The organism is Franconibacter daqui, assembly GCF_014644275.1.
In the GTDB taxonomy this organism is placed as follows: domain Bacteria; phylum Pseudomonadota; class Gammaproteobacteria; order Enterobacterales; family Enterobacteriaceae; genus Franconibacter; species Franconibacter pulveris.
Map to the genome: position 1 here is coordinate 1649608 of NZ_BMKJ01000001.1, position 16490 is coordinate 1666097.

At 52.9% G+C, this 16490-nt stretch carries 16 protein-coding genes; 5 read left to right on the plus strand and 11 right to left on the minus strand.

Annotation, left to right across the window (positions count from 1 at the left end):
- The first annotated feature begins 2 nt into the window (after nt 1-2).
- The 3 genes from IEX01_RS07825 to osmB all read left to right on the plus strand — a co-directional run bounded on the left by IEX01_RS07825 (nt 3) and on the right by osmB (nt 3710).
- Nucleotides 3-2435 (plus strand): formate C-acetyltransferase/glycerol dehydratase family glycyl radical enzyme, encoded by a 2433-nt coding sequence (locus IEX01_RS07825; protein WP_188723611.1) that lies wholly within the window; start codon nt 3-5, stop codon nt 2433-2435.
- Between the two features lie 42 nt (nt 2436-2477).
- The gene (gene yciT, locus IEX01_RS07830) at nt 2478-3236 is read left to right on the plus strand and encodes a DNA-binding transcriptional regulator YciT (RefSeq protein WP_048887454.1); all 759 of its coding nucleotides are present in this window, start codon (nt 2478-2480) and stop codon (nt 3234-3236) included.
- Nucleotides 3237-3494: 258 nt separating this feature from the next.
- Nucleotides 3495-3710 (plus strand): osmotically-inducible lipoprotein OsmB, encoded by a 216-nt coding sequence (osmB, locus tag IEX01_RS07835; protein ID WP_007681389.1) that lies wholly within the window; start codon nt 3495-3497, stop codon nt 3708-3710.
- A gap of 124 nt (nt 3711-3834) precedes the next feature.
- Here the strand turns inward: osmB and yciH are convergent, their stop codons facing one another.
- From yciH to pgpB, 5 genes are all read right to left on the minus strand, one after another.
- Complete coding sequence (gene yciH, locus IEX01_RS07840; protein ID WP_024556125.1) at nt 3835-4161, minus strand: stress response translation initiation inhibitor YciH; 327 nt, start codon at nt 4159-4161, stop codon at nt 3835-3837.
- Nucleotides 4161-4895 (minus strand): orotidine-5'-phosphate decarboxylase, encoded by a 735-nt coding sequence (pyrF, locus tag IEX01_RS07845; protein ID WP_188723612.1) that lies wholly within the window; start codon nt 4893-4895, stop codon nt 4161-4163. Before pyrF ends, yciH begins: the two co-directional genes overlap by 1 nt.
- Nucleotides 4896-5087: 192 nt before the next feature.
- Complete coding sequence (lapB, locus tag IEX01_RS07850) at nt 5088-6257, minus strand: lipopolysaccharide assembly protein LapB (protein WP_188723613.1); 1170 nt, start codon at nt 6255-6257, stop codon at nt 5088-5090.
- A gap of 6 nt (nt 6258-6263) precedes the next feature.
- Complete coding sequence (locus tag IEX01_RS07855) at nt 6264-6569, minus strand: LapA family protein (protein WP_024556122.1); 306 nt, start codon at nt 6567-6569, stop codon at nt 6264-6266.
- Between the two features lie 150 nt (nt 6570-6719).
- On the minus strand, nt 6720-7487 hold the full coding sequence (gene pgpB / locus IEX01_RS07860) for a phosphatidylglycerophosphatase B (protein WP_024556121.1): 768 nt from the start codon (nt 7485-7487) through the stop codon (nt 6720-6722).
- A gap of 199 nt (nt 7488-7686) precedes the next feature.
- Between pgpB and ribA the strand changes: the two genes are divergently transcribed.
- A complete protein-coding gene (ribA, locus tag IEX01_RS07865; protein ID WP_188723614.1) occupies nt 7687-8274 on the plus strand; it encodes a GTP cyclohydrolase II in 588 nt (195 codons plus the stop codon).
- A gap of 48 nt (nt 8275-8322) precedes the next feature.
- Here ribA and acnA read toward each other — a convergent pair whose 3' ends face one another.
- The 6 genes from acnA to topA all read right to left on the minus strand — a co-directional run bounded on the left by acnA (nt 8323) and on the right by topA (nt 15831).
- On the minus strand, nt 8323-10998 hold the full coding sequence (gene acnA / locus IEX01_RS07870) for an aconitate hydratase AcnA (RefSeq protein WP_188723615.1): 2676 nt from the start codon (nt 10996-10998) through the stop codon (nt 8323-8325).
- Between the two features lie 168 nt (nt 10999-11166).
- Nucleotides 11167-11265 (minus strand): small membrane protein YmiC, encoded by a 99-nt coding sequence (gene ymiC / locus IEX01_RS21555; RefSeq protein WP_229701815.1) that lies wholly within the window; start codon nt 11263-11265, stop codon nt 11167-11169.
- 145 nt (nt 11266-11410) lie between these two features.
- Entirely contained in the window at nt 11411-11590 is a 180-nt protein-coding gene (locus tag IEX01_RS07875) for a YciX family protein (RefSeq protein ID WP_125454199.1), read from the minus strand.
- A gap of 2 nt (nt 11591-11592) precedes the next feature.
- On the minus strand, nt 11593-11754 hold the full coding sequence (locus IEX01_RS07880; protein ID WP_081708423.1) for a YmiA family putative membrane protein: 162 nt from the start codon (nt 11752-11754) through the stop codon (nt 11593-11595).
- A gap of 319 nt (nt 11755-12073) precedes the next feature.
- Nucleotides 12074-13048, minus strand: coding sequence for an HTH-type transcriptional regulator CysB (cysB, locus tag IEX01_RS07885; RefSeq protein ID WP_024556118.1), 975 nt, complete (start codon nt 13046-13048; stop codon nt 12074-12076).
- A gap of 182 nt (nt 13049-13230) precedes the next feature.
- Nucleotides 13231-15831: a type I DNA topoisomerase gene (topA, locus tag IEX01_RS07890; protein WP_024556117.1), complete on the minus strand. Its 2601-nt coding sequence runs from the start codon at nt 15829-15831 to the stop codon at nt 13231-13233.
- 401 nt (nt 15832-16232) lie between these two features.
- On the opposite strand from topA, the gene IEX01_RS07895 reads away from it, so the two are divergent.
- Complete coding sequence (locus tag IEX01_RS07895) at nt 16233-16484, plus strand: YciN family protein (RefSeq protein WP_024556116.1); 252 nt, start codon at nt 16233-16235, stop codon at nt 16482-16484.
- Nucleotides 16485-16490 lie beyond the last annotated feature (6 nt).

A 16490-nucleotide genomic window follows, 5' to 3' on the forward strand; every position in this document is an offset into this window, starting at 1 on the left:
CCATGACCGAACTCAACCTCAACTTTTTAAGTAATCGTATCAAGGCCCATAAAGAGGCGTTGATCCACATCGTCAAGCCGCCGGTCTGCACCGAGCGCGCCCGTCACTATACCGAGGTTTATCAGCAACATCAGGATAAACCCTTACCGGTGCGTCGCGCGCTGGCGCTGGCTCACCACCTGGCAGAGCGCACTATCTGGATCAAACACGACGAGCTGATCGTGGGCAATCAGGCAAGTCAGGTGCGCGCCGCCCCTTTCTTTCCTGAATACACCGTAAACTGGATAGAGAACGAAATTGATGAACTTGGCGATCGTCCGGGTGCAGGCTTTTCCGTAAGCCAGGAAGATAAAGCGGTAATGCATGAAGTGTGCCCCTGGTGGCGCGGCCAGACGGTGCAGGATCGCTGCTACGGCATGTTCACCGATGAGCAAAAAGCGTTGCTGGCGACCGGCATTATCAAAGCTGAAGGCAACATGACCTCCGGCGACGCGCACCTTGCGGTCAACTACCCGCTGCTGCTTGAAAAAGGCCTCGATGGCCTGCGCGAAAAAGTAGCGGAACGCCGCAGTCGCCTGGCGCTGACTGACTGGGACGATTTACATAAAGAGCAATTCCTGAAAGCCATTGATATTACTTTCGCAGCGCTTAGCGAACATATTCTGCGTTATGCGGCTCTTGCCCGTGATATGGCGCACGCTGAAACGCGCCAGGCGCGCCGCGACGAGTTATTGGCTATGGCGAAAAACTGCGAGCATATCGCTCACCAACCGCCGGTCACTTTCTGGCAGGCCTTACAGCTCAGCTATTTTGTCCAGCTTGTTCTGCAAATTGAATCTAACGGCCACTCCGTTTCCTTCGGCCGCCTCGATCAGTATCTGTATCCGTGGTATCGCCGCGATGTTGAACTGGAGCAGACGCTAACGCGCGAACAGGCTATCGAACTGCTGCAAAGCTGCTGGCTGAAGCTGCTGGAAGTAAACAAAATCCGCTCCGGTTCTCACTCCAAAGCCTCCGCGGGTAGCCCGCTTTACCAGAACGTCACGATTGGCGGCCAGAAGCTGGTTAATGGCGAAGCGACGGATGCGGTAAACCCGCTCTCTTATGCCGTGCTCGAATCGTGCGGACGCCTGCGCTCCACTCAACCAAACCTCAGCGTGCGCTACCATGCCGGCATGAGCAATGATTTCCTGGACGCTTGCGTACAGGTTATTCGCTGCGGTTTCGGCATGCCCGCTTTCAATAACGATGAAATCGTTATCAGCGAATTAATTAAACTTGGCGTGAGCCGCGAAGATGCTTACGACTATGCCGCAATTGGCTGTATCGAAACGGCCGTTGGCGGCAAATGGGGCTATCGTTGTACCGGCATGAGCTTTATTAACTTTGCACGTGTCATGCTCGCCGCGCTTGAGGGTGGCCGTGACGCTACCAGCGGCAAAGTTTTCCTGCCGCAGGCGCAGGCGCTTTCCGCTGGCAACTTCCGCACGTTTGATGAGGTGATGACGGCGTGGGATAACCAAATCCGTTACTACACGAAGAAGTCTATTGAGATTGAATGCGTTGTCGACACCGTGCTGGAAGAAAACGCCCACGACATCCTCTGCTCGGCCCTGGTGGACGACTGCATTGAACGCGGCAAGAGCATTAAGCAGGGCGGCGCTAAATATGACTGGGTATCCGGCCTGCAGGTAGGCATCGCTAACCTCGGCAATGGACTGGCGGCAGTTCGTAAGCTGGTATTCGACCAGGGCGTTATCGGCCAGCAGCAGCTTGCCGACGCGCTGGCGAACGATTTCGACGGGCTTACCGGCGAGCAGTTGCGCCAACGACTGATTAACAGCGCCCCGAAATATGGCAATGATGAAGACGATGTCGATCTGTTGCTCTCCCGCGCTTATCAGACCTATATCGATGAGCTGAAACAATACCATAATACCCGTTATGGCCGCGGACCGACCGGGGGCACCTATTATGCCGGCACGTCATCCATTTCCGCCAACGTGCCATTTGGCGCGGCGACAATGGCGACGCCTGACGGGCGCAAAGCGAAAACGCCGCTGGCAGAAGGCGCAAGCCCCTCCTCCGGCACCGATCGCCTGGGACCCACGGCAGTGATTAGCTCGGTTGGAAAACTGCCAACCGATAAAATTCTTGGCGGTGTACTGTTGAATCAGAAACTTAACCCGTCCACACTGGATAATCTGCGTGACCGGGAAAAATTGATGATGATGCTGCGCACCTTCTTTGAGGTTCATAAAGGCTGGCATGTACAGTACAACATCGTGTCTCGCGAGACGCTGCTGGACGCTAAAGCCCACCCTGATAAGTATCGTGATCTGGTCGTACGTGTGGCAGGCTACTCCGCGTTCTTTACGGCCTTATCCCCTGACGCTCAGGATGATATTATCGCGCGTACAGAACATACGCTCTAACCGACATGCGGTGGCTTCGGCCACCGCTTATAACTGGCAGATATGAATTCCAGACAACAACTTATTTTACAGATGGTAATTGACCAGGGCCGCGTCAGCGTGGCCGAGCTCGCCAAAATGACTGGCGTGTCTGAGGTAACGATCCGTCAGGATCTTAACCTCCTCGAAAAACAAAGCTACCTTCGTCGTACCCATGGCTACGCGGTTCCGCTGGACAGCGATGACGTGGAAACGCGCATGATGAATAACTATCCCATCAAACGTCAGTTGGCAGAATTCGCGGCAAATCTGGTGAATGACGGCGAAACGGTGTTCATTGAAAATGGCAGCAGCAACGCTCTGTTGGCCCGCACGCTGGCCGAGCAGAAAAACATCACTCTGATTACTGTCAGCAGTTATATTGCCCACCTGTTAAAAGAGACCCCCTGCGAAGTCATTTTACTGGGCGGCATCTATCAGAAAAAAAGCGAAAGCATGGTAGGACCGCTGACCAGGCAGTACATCCAGCAGGTGCATTTCAGTAAAGCGTTTATTGGCATTGATGGATGGCAACCGGACACCGGCTTTACCGGCCGGGATATGATGCGCGCCGATGTCGTTAACGCCGTGCTGGAGAAAGGCAGCGAGGCTATTATTCTCACTGACAGCTCTAAATTTGGCGCCGTTCATCCTTATACGCTGGGTCCCGCTGCGCAATTCAGCCGCGTTATTACGGACGACAAATTAAACCCAGCCGCCCATCAAACGTTAAAGCAGAGCGGGTTGACTGTCGATATTGTTCCTCATTACCCTTCCCTGTAATTTTTTAAGCTGCGCTGAACCCGGCGCAGCCACCTCTGAGAGTTTTCTCATCCCTGAATTAAGACTTTTTACCTGTTTGATCACGTTAAAGAAATTAAAATTATGTTTAGCGATATAACAGGAAGTAACTGTCACCAGCGTGATTTTATTTAACCCATATCGCCACACCGTTTCACGTAGAAGCTTTAAGCGGCGGGATTGCCACTATACTTAAAGAGCAACTTCTTTCTGTGAATCAATTATTCAGGAGAAAGTATTATGTCGTTAAATTACAAAAAAGTGGCCGCAGCGCTGCTGGCAGTCACTCTGGCAACCTCTCTTAGTGCTTGTTCAAACTGGTCCAAACGCGACCGTAACACCGCGATCGGTGCTGGCGCAGGCGCAATTGGCGGCTCCGTGCTGACTGACGGCAGCGCGCTGGGTACGCTGGGCGGCGCCGCCGTTGGTGGCATCATCGGTCATCAGGTAGATTAATGCTGCTTCAGTTCAGCCGAATTTAAAAATGCCATAACTATAACAGTGCAAATAATTCTGTCTGGCTGAAGCGAATTGACCAAAACTGACAAAAAGGCCACGGTATTTGCCGTGGCCTTTCTATTTACCCGCCAGCCAGTTTTACTTTCATTCCTCTGGCTTCGAGTAAGCTTTTTATTAAATCGCGCTTGTCACCCTGAATTTCGATAACGCCCTCTTTAACTGCTCCTCCGCAACCGCATTTGGCTTTCAGTTCCGCGGCTATTTTTTTAAGCGTGGCGTCATCAGCATCAATACCGGTAATCAGACAGACCCCTTTTCCTTTCCTGCCACTGGTCTGGCGTTGAATTCGCACAATACCGTCGCCTTTTGGGCGTTCTGGCGCAGCGTCAGGCTCATGTATACGCCCGGTTTCAGTGGAGTAGACCAGCCGGCTATTGTTGTCGCCCATTATGCCTCCTGTTTAAGCGATGCAAGAATATCACGCAGCATTTGCGCCGGATCGGCGGCACGCGTAATAGGTCGTCCAATAACCATATAGTCTACGCCAGCAAGCTGAGCCTGCTGCGGCGTCATAATACGACGCTGGTCGCCTGCTTCGGCCCCTTCCGGACGAATGCCTGGAGTGACCAGCTTAAAAGCGGCGCCCAGTTCATTTTTAAAACGGACGGCTTCCTGGGCCGAGCAGACTACGCCGTCAAGGCCGCATTCCTGGGTAAGACGCGCCAGACGCTCCGCATGATCAGCCGGGCTCAGGGTAATGCCGACATCAGCCAAATCGCTGGCTTCCATGCTTGTTAACACCGTAACGGCAATGAGCAGCGGCGCGTCGGCGCCGAAAGGCGCCAGGGCTTCTTTTGCCGCGCGCATCATTCGCGCCCCGCCGCTGGCATGCACATTGACCATCCACACGCCGAGTTCCGCTGCGGCCGCAACAGCGCGCGCGGTGGTGTTAGGGATGTCGTGAAATTTCAGGTCGAGAAAAACATCGAATCCGCGCTCGTGTAGATCGCTTATCAATTGAGGACCGCACAGCGTGAACATCTCTTTGCCTATCTTCAGACGGCAATCACGCGGGTCGATGCGGTCGACAAAGGCAAGCGCGCTGTCGCGATTGTCATAGTCGAGCGCGACAACAATCGGCGAATCAGTAACAGAACGGGAGGAGGATGCAGTTAACTTCATGACCAGACCTTCTGACAGAGGGCACCGATGCGGCGCGGATGGATAAACGGCAAGCATTCTACCCGCACAACCATGAAATTTACAGGCGCGATCGCGCAGGCCCGGCTGGAAAGCGACAGGAGACTGAGTTTGCAGACCAGGATGTAATATTCATCAGAAGTATGTTGTAACTAATGGAAGAAAAAAAGAGTTTTATTGGCCATCCAGTCCGCGAATCGGCTTAATGGTTGACCACGCGCGGCAGGAAGGACAATGCCAGTAAAGCGTAAAAGCGGTAAAACCGCATTTATGGCAGCGATAGCGCGGTTTTGTACGTACTTGCTCGCCCACCATGTCGCGCAAAACCATCAGGCTCTCTTTGGCGCGCCCTTCTTCAGCATCCTGCAGATGGTAATCCATCAGACGATGAAAAACGCGCATAGTCGGGTGGCGCTGAAGCTGGCGCGTAATGTAGACCTGAGCGGTATCCTGCCCTTCCTGCTGCTCCACTACTTCCGCCAGCATCAGTTCAGCCGTGGCGCCGGTGTTTTCTTCTACGCAGCGTTTAAGAAAATCCGCCCATTCCTGAGGCTTATTGAGTTGCTGATAGCAAACCTGCAACATTTCCAGCGTTTCGCTAACCAGCTCATGATCCTGCTCGATGACTTTTTGCAGACTCTCTACTGCGCTGGCATAGTCGCCACGCGCCATAAAGATACGGCCCATCATAATGGAGATGCGCGCGCTGTTGCGATCGGCGGCGGCGCCCTTTTTCAGCAGAGACATTGCGCGTTCCATGTCGTCGCTGCCCATCGCCTGCAGGGCCAGTTCACAATAAAAATGGGCGATTTCCATACGCTGTTTATCTTTGCCGAGCTTAACCAGCCGCTCTGCCACCTCGATGGCTTTCTGCCAGTCGCTGGTAGCCTGATAAATCTGCAGCAGTTGTTGCAGCGCGCCAACGCGAAAATCGGTTTCATCCACCAGTTGCTTGAACATCTCTTCCGCGCGGTCATACAGGCCTGCCGCCATATAATCGCGGCCAAGCTGTTGCACGGCAAGGAGCCGCTGCTCGTAAGTCAGCGACGCGCTTTCCATTAATGACTGATGAATGCGAATGGCGCGATCGACTTCGCCGCGAGAGCGGAAAAGATTGCCGAGCGTAAGGTGCGCCTCGACGGTGCCGGTATCCTCTTTCAGCATGTCGAGAAAGAGTTCAACGGCTTTATCCTGCTGGTTGGAAAGCAGGAAGTTGACGCCTGCGACATAGTTCCGAGAAAGCCGGTTGGTTTCCTGATCTTTTGCCTGTTGCGCACTTCTGCGCCCCATGTACCAGCCATAGGCGGCCGCGACGGGCAAAAGCAGAAACAACAACTCCAGCATAGCGAATTAATCCTTAACGGCCGGCGTAGTAGCGCTGCCAGGCGCGGGCACAGGCGCGACCTGCTGTTCCAGGCGTTTGATTTTACGCTCGGCGCGAGCCAGCTGCAGCCTTGCGCGCAGCCAGAACAGGCCGCAAATCAGCCAGCCGATAATAAAACCTGCGGCAAACAAAAAGGCGAGAAGCGTAGAAATACGAAACTCTCCCTGCGCCAGTAAGTAGTTAAACGTAACCTGCTGATCGTTTTGCGCACCCAGCGTGACCGAAACAACAAAAATCGCCAGTACCAGTAAAAAAATGAGTAAATATTTCACATGACTTCCCGTATGCGGCTTCGTGCGTATAAAAAACAGTCCAGGCTTCAGCGTAACGCGTTATAAGTTACCATTTTCGCACCCTTCGCGAAATCTCAAAGCGACAGGACATCCCAATTAAATAAGGCTAAAAAATCAAATATCAACCGTTCAGCTATCGTCATGTTCGCGCTTGTCGATTTCTACTTTTTCCTCAACAGGCGGGGTTAACGGCCCGCACAATCGCTGCGCAAGCCATGTCGCGAGCGTTACCAGCAGCCAGGAGATGAGCGTGGCAACCGCTAAATCCCGCGGCCAGTGCATCCCCAGCAGCATTCTGCTGCCCATTACGCCCGTCGCCCAGACAAGCAGCAACGCAATAGTCCAGGTTCTGCGACGCGGCCACAGCAGGCCGACACCCAGCAGTGCCCAGCTCGCGGCGAACATAGTATGACCAGAAGGAAAAGCGAAACCGGTCTCTTTTTGCCAGTGCCGGCGCAGCCAGCCCGGTATTTTTGTTTCATGCTGCAATTGCGCTTTCACTAATGCGCTTCGTTCCTTGCGTTTTAAAGTGTAGAACTCGTCAACCGGGATAGCGTGGGTTTTTTCAAGCCAGATGACAAACGGGCGCGGTTCCTGAACCTGTTCTTTAATCAATGACTTGCTCCCTTGCCCCAACATAATTGCCATGCCCAGGATCGCAAACAGCGTAAGCGCTGCCTTGAGCCGGAAACGCAGGCACCAGAGAAACCAGGCGCAGAGTAAAACATGGGTGATTATCCCCCAGGGCTGCGTCACTGTTTCCGTCATCCAGAACAAGAATTTAAGCCATAAAGAGCTGTCGCCTGGCTGCCATTGCCACCCGGAAACCCAGGTCGACAGCGGCATGATGAGCAGCAGAAGCGCGCCAAGGGCGGTACGTCGAGCAATGGCCAGCATAGTCACTCCTTTTGTGCAAAGTCCTTCAAGAATAACTGAAAAATCACGCAATCTTGCAAATGTACCCTTTAGTGCGCTTAAAAACAGCCGTGGATAGTGTGATTAGGCGAACGCTCCTGCCTTGTGGCAAAATAGCAAGATAACAGAAAGCCAGCGTTCTGGCGGGCGTCGCGAGGCGTCATGTAATCTGGAGAATCACATGCAGCTTAAACGTGTGGCAGAAGCCAAACTGCCAACCCCATGGGGGGATTTCCTGATGGTGGGTTTTGAAGAACTGGCGACCGGGCAGGACCATGTGGCCCTGGTATTTGGGGATATTACAGGCAAAGAGCCGGTTCTGGCTCGCGTTCATTCAGAATGTTTAACCGGCGACGCGTTATTCAGCCTGCGCTGCGACTGCGGTTTTCAGCTTGAAGCGGCGCTTTCGCACATTGCTGAAGAAGGCCGCGGCATCCTGCTGTATCACCGCCAGGAAGGACGGAACATTGGCCTGCTGAATAAAATTCGCGCATACGCACTGCAGGACCAGGGTTACGATACCGTAGAAGCCAACCATCAACTTGGTTTTGCCGCCGATGAGCGAGATTTCACCCTTTGCGCAGACATGTTTAAACTGCTCGGCGTTGATGAAGTACGTTTACTGACCAACAACCCGAGTAAGGTTGAAATCCTTACTGAGGCGGGCATCAATATTGTCGAGCGCGTGCCGCTTATCGTCGGGCGCAACCCCAACAATGAGCATTATCTCGATACCAAGGCGGCCAAAATGGGCCATCTGCTCCCCTGAAAAAAGGCCTGCTGATGCAGGCCTTTTTTTATCATGACGCTAAGCAATTCAGCGCAGCATATTACGGATGACATAGTGCAAAATGCCGTCGTTGCGGTAATAGGTCAGCTCATTACCGGTATCAATGCGACAGCGGCAATCAATCACTTCAGTCGCGCCATCTGCGCGGGTCAACGTTACCGGCACGGTGGCGGCAGGCGTAATATTCGCCAGATCGCTGATATCAATCCGCTCGTCCCCCGTGAGTCCCAATGTCTTACGCGTGACGCCTTGCGGGAATTCCAGCGGCAGTATGCCCATCCCGATGAGGTTTGAGCGGTGGATACGTTCGAACGATTCGGCGATAACCACGCGCACGCCCAGCAGACGAGGCCCTTTTGCCGCCCAGTCGCGGCTGGAGCCTGAACCATACTCTTTACCGGCAATGACCGCCAGCGGCGTGCCTTTCTCCTGGTAACGCATCGCGGCATCATAGATTGACATCACTTCGTCGCCTGGCAACAGGCGGGTCATCCCCCCTTCCACACCCGGCACCATTTCGTTGCGAATGCGAATATTCGCAAAGGTGCCGCGCATCATCACTTCATGGTTGCCACGACGTGAACCGTAGGAGTTAAAGTCGTTACGCTCCACGCCATGGCTCAGTAAGTAGCGCCCGGCAGGGCTGTCGAGCTTGATGCTGCCCGCAGGGGAAATGTGGTCAGTCGTCACCGAATCGCCCAGCATGGCGAGAATGCGCGCGCCATGAATATCCTGCACCGGCGCGGGATCCGCCAGCATTTCGTCAAAGAAAGGCGACAGGCGAATGTAGGTTGAATCTGACTGCCAGTCGTAGGTATCCGAAGCCTGAACGTTGATAGCCTTCCAGTCGTCGGTGCCTTCAAACACTTCCGCATATTCTTTACGGAACATTTCCGTGGAAACTTGCTCCATCGCACGGGCGATTTCGCTTGTCGAAGGCCAGATATCTTTCAGATACACCGGGTCGCCTTTGCGATCGTGTCCCAGCGGCTCGGTTTCGAGGTTAATATTCATGTTGCCGGCCAGCGCATAAGCCACTACCAGCGGCGGCGAGGCGAGCCAGTTGGTTTTTACCAGAGGATGAATACGACCCTCAAAGTTACGGTTGCCGGACAGCACGGCGCCAACCGTCAGATCGCCTTTTTTGATAGCTTGTTCAATAGGCTCCGGCAGCGGACCAGAGTTACCGATACAGGTGGTACACCCATACCCGACAAGATTAAAACCCAGTTCGTCGAGATAAGGCGTCAGTTTAGCCCGGGCAAGATAGTCGGAAACCACTTTTGAGCCAGGCGCCAGCGAGGCTTTTACCCATGGCTGGCGTTTAAGCCCCAGCGTCACCGCTTTTTTGGCGAGCAGCCCGGCCGCCATTAATACGCTTGGGTTGGACGTATTAGTACAAGAGGTAATTGCCGAAATCACCACCGCACCGTCCGGAAGCTCATATTGATGCCCGCTCAAGGTATACGTGACAGGCTGTTTGTCTTTCCTGGCAGTATTAAGCTCAAGCTCAGTACTGGCCGCGAAAGCTTTCGGCACATCGCCCAGCGCCACGCGATCCTGCGGCCGTTTCGGGCCAGCCAGACTTGCCTCAACATCCCCCATGTCAAGTTCAAGTACGCTCGTAAACACGGGCTCATCGCCAGGGTTTCGCCAAAGCCCCTGCGCTTTAGTGTAAGCCTCCACCAGCGCCACTTGCTCTTCGCTGCGCCCGCTCAGGCGCATATAACCGAGCGTAACGTCATCGACAGGGAAAAAGCCGCAGGTCGCGCCATATTCCGGCGCCATGTTAGCGATAGTCGCGCGATCGGCGAGCGGTAACGAGTCCAGCCCGTCGCCAAAAAACTCAACAAACTTGCCTACTACGCCATGTTTACGCAGCATTTGCGTTACCGTCAGCACCAGGTCGGTCGCCGTGATGCCTTCACGGAGCTTGCCGGTAAGGCGGAAACCCACGACATCGGGGATGAGCATAGAGACGGGCTGACCGAGCATCGCCGCTTCCGCTTCAATACCACCTACCCCCCAGCCCAGTACGCCGAGACCGTTAATCATCGTCGTATGGGAGTCAGTGCCGACCAGCGTATCGGGATAAGCGACCATAACGCCATCCTGTAATTCGCTCCAGACGGCTTTGCCTAAGTATTCGAGGTTAACCTGATGACAAATGCCGGTGCCCGGCGGTACGACGCTAAAGCGGCTGAAGGCTTGCTGTCCCCAGCGCAGGAATACATAGCGTTCGTGGTTGCGCTCCATTTCGAGACGTACGTTTTCTTCAAACGCATCATCATCGCCAAAATGGTCGACGGTGACGGAATGGTCGATAACCAGATCGACCGGGGAAAGCGGGTTTACTTTTGAAACATCACCGCCCAGACGTTTTACCGCTTCTCGCATGGCGGCCAGGTCTACTACCGCCGGCACGCCGGTGAAATCCTGCATCAGCACGCGGGCAGGCCGATAGGCAATCTCGCGATCGGCATGGGCGTTTTTCAGCCAGCCGGCCAGCGCATGCAGATCGTCGGCGGTAACCGTATCGTTATCCTGCCAGCGCAGCATGTTTTCGAGTAAAACTTTTAAAGATTTGGGTAGCCGGGTGATATCTCCAAGTTCCCTGGCCGCCAGTGGCAAGCTGTAGTAATGATAGGTTTTATCCAGCGCCTGCAGCGTGTCCTTACTGGCTTCGCGTAGGGTTGACGACATAGCTCCTCCTGTAATCCTCGGATAGCGATACCCTGACAACCGTCAGGGTCTGTATTTAAAGATAACACAAACATGTCGTAACGATTTGATAACAACCCAAAAAGCTAAACGGCAGGAAAACAGAAAGGAAAAAAGCATAATGCCCGGCCGAGCCGGGCATTATGGGGATTAGCGAAGGCAGATCCAGACCATCTGGCTCCAGAAGAGCGCTGAGACAGAAAAAGCGCCGAACCATGACCAGTATTTGAGGGTACGTTGATTATTCATAGCTATCACACCAATAAAATAAACCATTCATCCCGACACCATGTTTAATCTGTCGGCCTTATTGCTGTGTAGGTTTATTCTCTCAACCGGAGAAATGAAAAGAATGCATTATTGACAGCCTGAAACCAGGTTCACAAAGTGTCGTTTAATGTTTTTTGTGATCTTCTTCAGTAAACAGAGCGATAAAAGCCTGCTGCTGTTCTGTTAATTCCCAATGTCCGTACACCTCATCCCGGGGCATATTTTTGTGGTCTTGCTCACGAGTAGGGTTGTCACGAAGCTGACATCTCCGTTTAGCTGCTGAGCTTTGTAAACGTACAGCCATTTTCAGCCCCAGAAACGCCAGATAAGGAGCGCAACCACAATCCAGAACAGCGCTGAGCCAAGAAAGACGGCCGTCCACGCTTTGCGCTTCAGATCCGCATCCCTACGTGGCTCTTCACTTCCTGATGGCATTGCTAACCTCGTACAATCGACATCGCTTATCATGTTCACACCAAACAATTGGTACAACTAATCATCAGATGAGATAAATCCTAAATAAACTTTAGCCGAAAAGCCAGCATCTTTACGATCATTTTGCTATCGAATAATTAATCTTTTGACGTGAAATAAATTATTGAAGTAGCGAATTTGCGTTAAGGCTTATTATTTTCTATTTTTGTCGCTAATTGGTGACAGTACCCGCGCTAAATATAAGGAGAAAGTCGCAGGGCTGCATAAACACGCGGATGATTCTCTTTCTTATTTCAATTACGTGTGGAGAAAATAAAGGCATCCCCCGTTTCGCTGAGGATGCCAAAAGTGATTATTTGGCAGGCAGTTTGATATCTTTAAACATCTCTTCAATATCTTCATTCGAGCGTAGCGCAACGGCTGCATCGACAACGTCACGCGTCAAATGCGGCGCAAAGCGTTGGATAAAGTCATACATATAGCTACGTAAGAAAGTGCTCCGGCGAAAACCGATCTTCGTGGTGCTGTGGCTGAAAATGCCATCTGCATCAATTCTTACTAAATCGGGATCGGATATTGGATCCACTGCCATGCTGGCAATCACACCTACCCCCAACCCCAGGCGCACATAAGTTTTGATAACGTCGGCATCGGTAGCGGTGAAAACAATGCGCGGCGACAAGCCAGCACGGTTAAAAGCCGTATCCAGCTCAGAGCGTCCGGTAAAACCAAAGGTATAGGTGACCAGCGGATACTGAGCCAGTTCTTCAATATTCACCTTTTCTTTCGAAGCCAGCGGATGATCGGGCGTGACCACAATTGAACGGTTCCAGTGATAGCAAGGCAGCATGACAAGGTCGTCATACAGATGCAGCGCCTCCGTCGCGATAGCGAAATCGGCATTGCCTTTTGATACCGCTTCGGCAATCTGCGTAGGCGATCCCTGGTGCATATGCAGTGAAACGCGCGGATAGCGCTCAATGAAGCCTTTAATCACGCTCGGCAAGGCATAGCGCGCCTGAGTATGGGTTGTCGCCACGTAAAGCGACCCTTTATCAGGCCAGGTGTGTTCGCCTGCAACCGATTTAATGGCATCGACTTTAGAAAGCACTTCCCGGGCGATACGAATAATTTCCTGACCGGCTGGCGTGACCTGAGTAAGATGCTTGCCGCTGCGCGCAAAAATCTGTATGCCCAGCTCATCTTCAAGCATACGAACCTGCTTACTGATACCTGGCTGCGAGGTATAAAGGCCTTCCGCCGTAGAGGAAACATTCAGGTTGTGGTTAACCACCTCAACGATATAGCGCAACTGTTGTAGTTTCATGTCTGACCATCCAGGGTTGCACCCGCGGCAAGCAGGCTTAAGACGATTTCATAATAAGAAAGGGGAACGCTATAACTACTATATCACTAATAGCTTTAGTGTATAGATATGTAAAAAAAATAATAACAGCGTTATAAAAAGAAAAGGCCGACAGGAGTCGGCCTTAAGCTATTAATTATATTTTACTTCTTACCTTCGACCCATTTGCCGTCGACGTAAAAGGCAGACCAGTTAGTCGCCTTGCCATCCTTTTCAGACGCAACATATTGCTGTTTCGTCTTACGGCTAAAACGCACCATCGTTTTGTTGCCTTCAGGGTCTTCCTGCGGCGCGTCAGCGAGATAGCGCAGTTTTTCCGGCAGACGATCGCGGAAGCGATGTAACTCTTCAACCAGCGGCGCGCGCGTTTCACGTGATTTCGGGAAGGTGTTCGCTGCAAGGAAAACCCCTGCCGCGCCATCGCGAAGAACAAAGTAAGCGTCTGATTTCTCGCACGGCAACTCAGGCAGCGGCACCGGGTCCTCCTTCGGCGGCGCGACTTCACCGTTACGCAGAATTTTACGGGTGTTTTTGCACTCTTCGTTGGTACAAGCCATGTACTTGCCAAAACGTCCCATTTTCAGGTGCATTTCAGAACCGCACTTCTCGCACTCCACCACCGGGCCATCGTAGCCTTTGATACGGAACTCGCCTTCCTCAATCTCATAACCGTCGCAGGTCGGGTTATTACCGCAGATATGAATCTTACGTTTCGGGTCGATGAGGTAGCTGTCCATCGCCGTGCCGCATTTGACGCAACGACGGCGCGCGCGAAGCGCGTTGGTTTCCGCATCGTCACCTTCCAGCACGTTCAGCACTTCATTTTCCGGCACCAGGTTAATGGTGGTTTTGCAGCGTTCTTTCGGCGGCAGCGCATAGCCGGAACAGCCGAGGAATACGCCAGTGCTGGCGGTGCGAATCCCCATCTTGCGCCCGCAGGTCGGACAGTCGATGCTGGTCAACACCATCTGGTTCGGGCGCATGCCGCCCTCTTCCGGATCTTTCTCAGCCGTATCAAGCTGCTTGTTAAAATCGTTAAAGAAGCTGTCCAGAACGCCGCGCCATTCAGCTTCATGGTTCGCTACCCGGTCAAGGCTGTCTTCCATCTGCGCGGTGAAATCATAATTCATCAAATCGCGGAAATTTTCTTCCAGGCGGTCGGTGACGATTTCACCCATTTTTTCCGCATAGAAACGGCGGTTTTCCACACGCACGTAACCACGGTCCTGAATAGTGGAGATAATGGACGCATAAGTAGACGGGCGGCCAATTCCGCGCTTCTCAAGCTCTTTAACCAGCGATGCTTCGCTAAAGCGTGCCGGCGGCTTGGTAAAGTGCTGAGCCGGTGTCAATTCGATTAATGAAAGCGTATCGCCTTCGTTTACCGCTGGCAGCGTGCGATCTTCATCGTTTTTACGCAGCGCCGGCATGACTTTCGTCCAGCCGTCGAAGCGCAAGGTGCGTCCGCGCGCTTTGAGGCGGAAATCGCCTGCCGCTACCGTGAGCGTAGTGGAATCATACTGCGCAGGCGTCATCTGACAAGCCACGAACTGGCGCCAAATAAGCTGATAGAGCTTCTGCGCGTCCGCTTCCATATCCTTCAACGATTCCGCAAGCACGCTCACATCGGAAGGACGAATGGCTTCGTGCGCTTCCTGGGAGTTTTCTTTACTGGCGTACTGGTTCGGCGCGTCCGGCAGATATTTTTTACCGAAGTTGCTGTCAATGTAGCCGCGAACCATGCTCACCGCATCCTGACTCAGGTTGGTGGAGTCAGTACGCATATAGGTAATGTGCCCGGCTTCATAGAGACGCTGCGCCATCATCATGGTTTTCTTCACGCCAAAACCAAGACGCGTGCTTGCTGCCTGTTGCAGGGTAGACGTAATAAAGGGAGCGCCAGGCTTGCTGCTGGTGGGTTTGTCTTCACGCTCTATAACTTTATATTGCGCGCCCTTGAGCAGCTCCACCGCCGCCATGGTTTCATCACGGCTGACAGGGCGGAATGGCTTGTCATGCTGATGCGTAACCTGGACAGACAGCGCTTCGCTGGAAGGCGTGGTAAGCGAGGCGTCAACTTCCCAATACTCTTCCGGAACAAACGCCTTAATTTCGCGCTCGCGCTCCACCACTAAACGCACCGCGACTGACTGAACGCGGCCTGCAGAAAGCCCACGCGCTATTTTCTTCCACAGCAGCGGGGAAACCATATAGCCCACCACGCGGTCCATGAAGCGGCGCGCCTGCTGGGCGTTTACGCGATCGAGATTCAATTCGCCCGGCTTTTCAAATGCCTGACGAATGGCGTTCTTGGTAATTTCGTTGAAGACAACGCGGCTGTAGCGTTTGTCATCGCCGCCGATCACTTCCCGCAGGTGCCAGGCGATAGCCTCCCCTTCGCGGTCAAGGTCGGTTGCGAGATAGATATGATCGGCTTTTTCCGCGAGCGACTTGAGCTCGGAAACCACCTTTTCTTTACCCGGCAGCACTTCATACTGTGCTTCCCAGTTGTGCCAGGGGTCGATGCCCATACGGCTGACGAGCGCACCACGTTCATCTTTTTTGGCCTTGCCGGCCGCTTTTTTGGTGGAGGCGGAGTCAGCGCTTTTCTTAGGGGCGGAGCCACTGGTCGGCAAATCACGGATGTGGCCTACGCTGGATTTCACCACGTAGTCTTTACCGAGATATTTGTTAATCGTTTTGGCTTTTGCCGGGGACTCAACGATAACGAGAGCTTTACCCATATTCACCTTTACCTGATTGGATTCTTCCAGAATACGTCGCACGTTGCTGCACCTTCCACTGGCGACGAGCCTTTTATATTGCGGCAGCGTCAATGGATATCAACCCTTAAATCACTTAAGCCCGCAGAGACTAAAAACGCGTCATGTGGTTGAGACCACAGGGTTTTCGTACAGGTTAAACCAGCACGACGAACTTCAGGTTGAATGTCAAGCAATTCTGTTGCCAGATTTGCGAAAGGGTCACACTCTACCTGATAAAATTCGTTACGCAACTTTATTAGCATGCAAAAGCGTTTCACGCTACCACGTAAAAGCCCGTAATCCCCCTGCCGGCAACAGGGAAAATTTGCCACCTTTCCTCTGTGAGGCGTACACTACGCGCAGTCTATAAGGAGAGGATTATGCAAGTAAAAACTCAGCCTATCGATCGTGAAACGTTGCTAGCTCACGCCAATAAACTCATTCGCGAGCATGAGGATTATCTGGCGGGTATGGAAGCGACACATGTTGAGCAAAAAAATGGCGTGCTGGTATTTCAGGGCAACTATTTTCTTGATGAGCAAGGCTTACCTACCGCGAAAAGCACAGCGGTGTTCAATATGTTCAAACACCTCGCCCACCAACTTTCCGAGAAATATTACCTGCAGGATTAAAAAACG

Coding starts and splice junctions, on each gene's coding strand:
- pyrF (WP_188723612.1), bottom strand. CDS start 4,895: ATGAAGTTAACTGCATCCTCCTCCCGTTCTGTTACTGATTCGCCGATT.
- IEX01_RS07825 (WP_188723611.1), top strand. CDS start 3: ATGACCGAACTCAACCTCAACTTTTTAAGTAATCGTATCAAGGCCCAT.
- ymiC (WP_229701815.1), bottom strand. CDS start 11,265: ATGAATAATCAACGTACCCTCAAATACTGGTCATGGTTCGGCGCTTTT.
- IEX01_RS07880 (WP_081708423.1), bottom strand. CDS start 11,754: ATGATAAGCGATGTCGATTGTACGAGGTTAGCAATGCCATCAGGAAGT.
- topA (WP_024556117.1), bottom strand. CDS start 15,831: ATGGGTAAAGCTCTCGTTATCGTTGAGTCCCCGGCAAAAGCCAAAACG.
- yciT (WP_048887454.1), top strand. CDS start 2,478: ATGAATTCCAGACAACAACTTATTTTACAGATGGTAATTGACCAGGGC.
- yciH (WP_024556125.1), bottom strand. CDS start 4,161: ATGGGCGACAACAATAGCCGGCTGGTCTACTCCACTGAAACCGGGCGT.
- ribA (WP_188723614.1), top strand. CDS start 7,687: ATGCAGCTTAAACGTGTGGCAGAAGCCAAACTGCCAACCCCATGGGGG.
- acnA (WP_188723615.1), bottom strand. CDS start 10,998: ATGTCGTCAACCCTACGCGAAGCCAGTAAGGACACGCTGCAGGCGCTG.
- lapB (WP_188723613.1), bottom strand. CDS start 6,257: ATGCTGGAGTTGTTGTTTCTGCTTTTGCCCGTCGCGGCCGCCTATGGC.
- IEX01_RS07895 (WP_024556116.1), top strand. CDS start 16,233: ATGCAAGTAAAAACTCAGCCTATCGATCGTGAAACGTTGCTAGCTCAC.
- IEX01_RS07875 (WP_125454199.1), bottom strand. CDS start 11,590: ATGGCTGTACGTTTACAAAGCTCAGCAGCTAAACGGAGATGTCAGCTT.
- pgpB (WP_024556121.1), bottom strand. CDS start 7,487: ATGCTGGCCATTGCTCGACGTACCGCCCTTGGCGCGCTTCTGCTGCTC.
- cysB (WP_024556118.1), bottom strand. CDS start 13,048: ATGAAACTACAACAGTTGCGCTATATCGTTGAGGTGGTTAACCACAAC.
- osmB (WP_007681389.1), top strand. CDS start 3,495: ATGTCGTTAAATTACAAAAAAGTGGCCGCAGCGCTGCTGGCAGTCACT.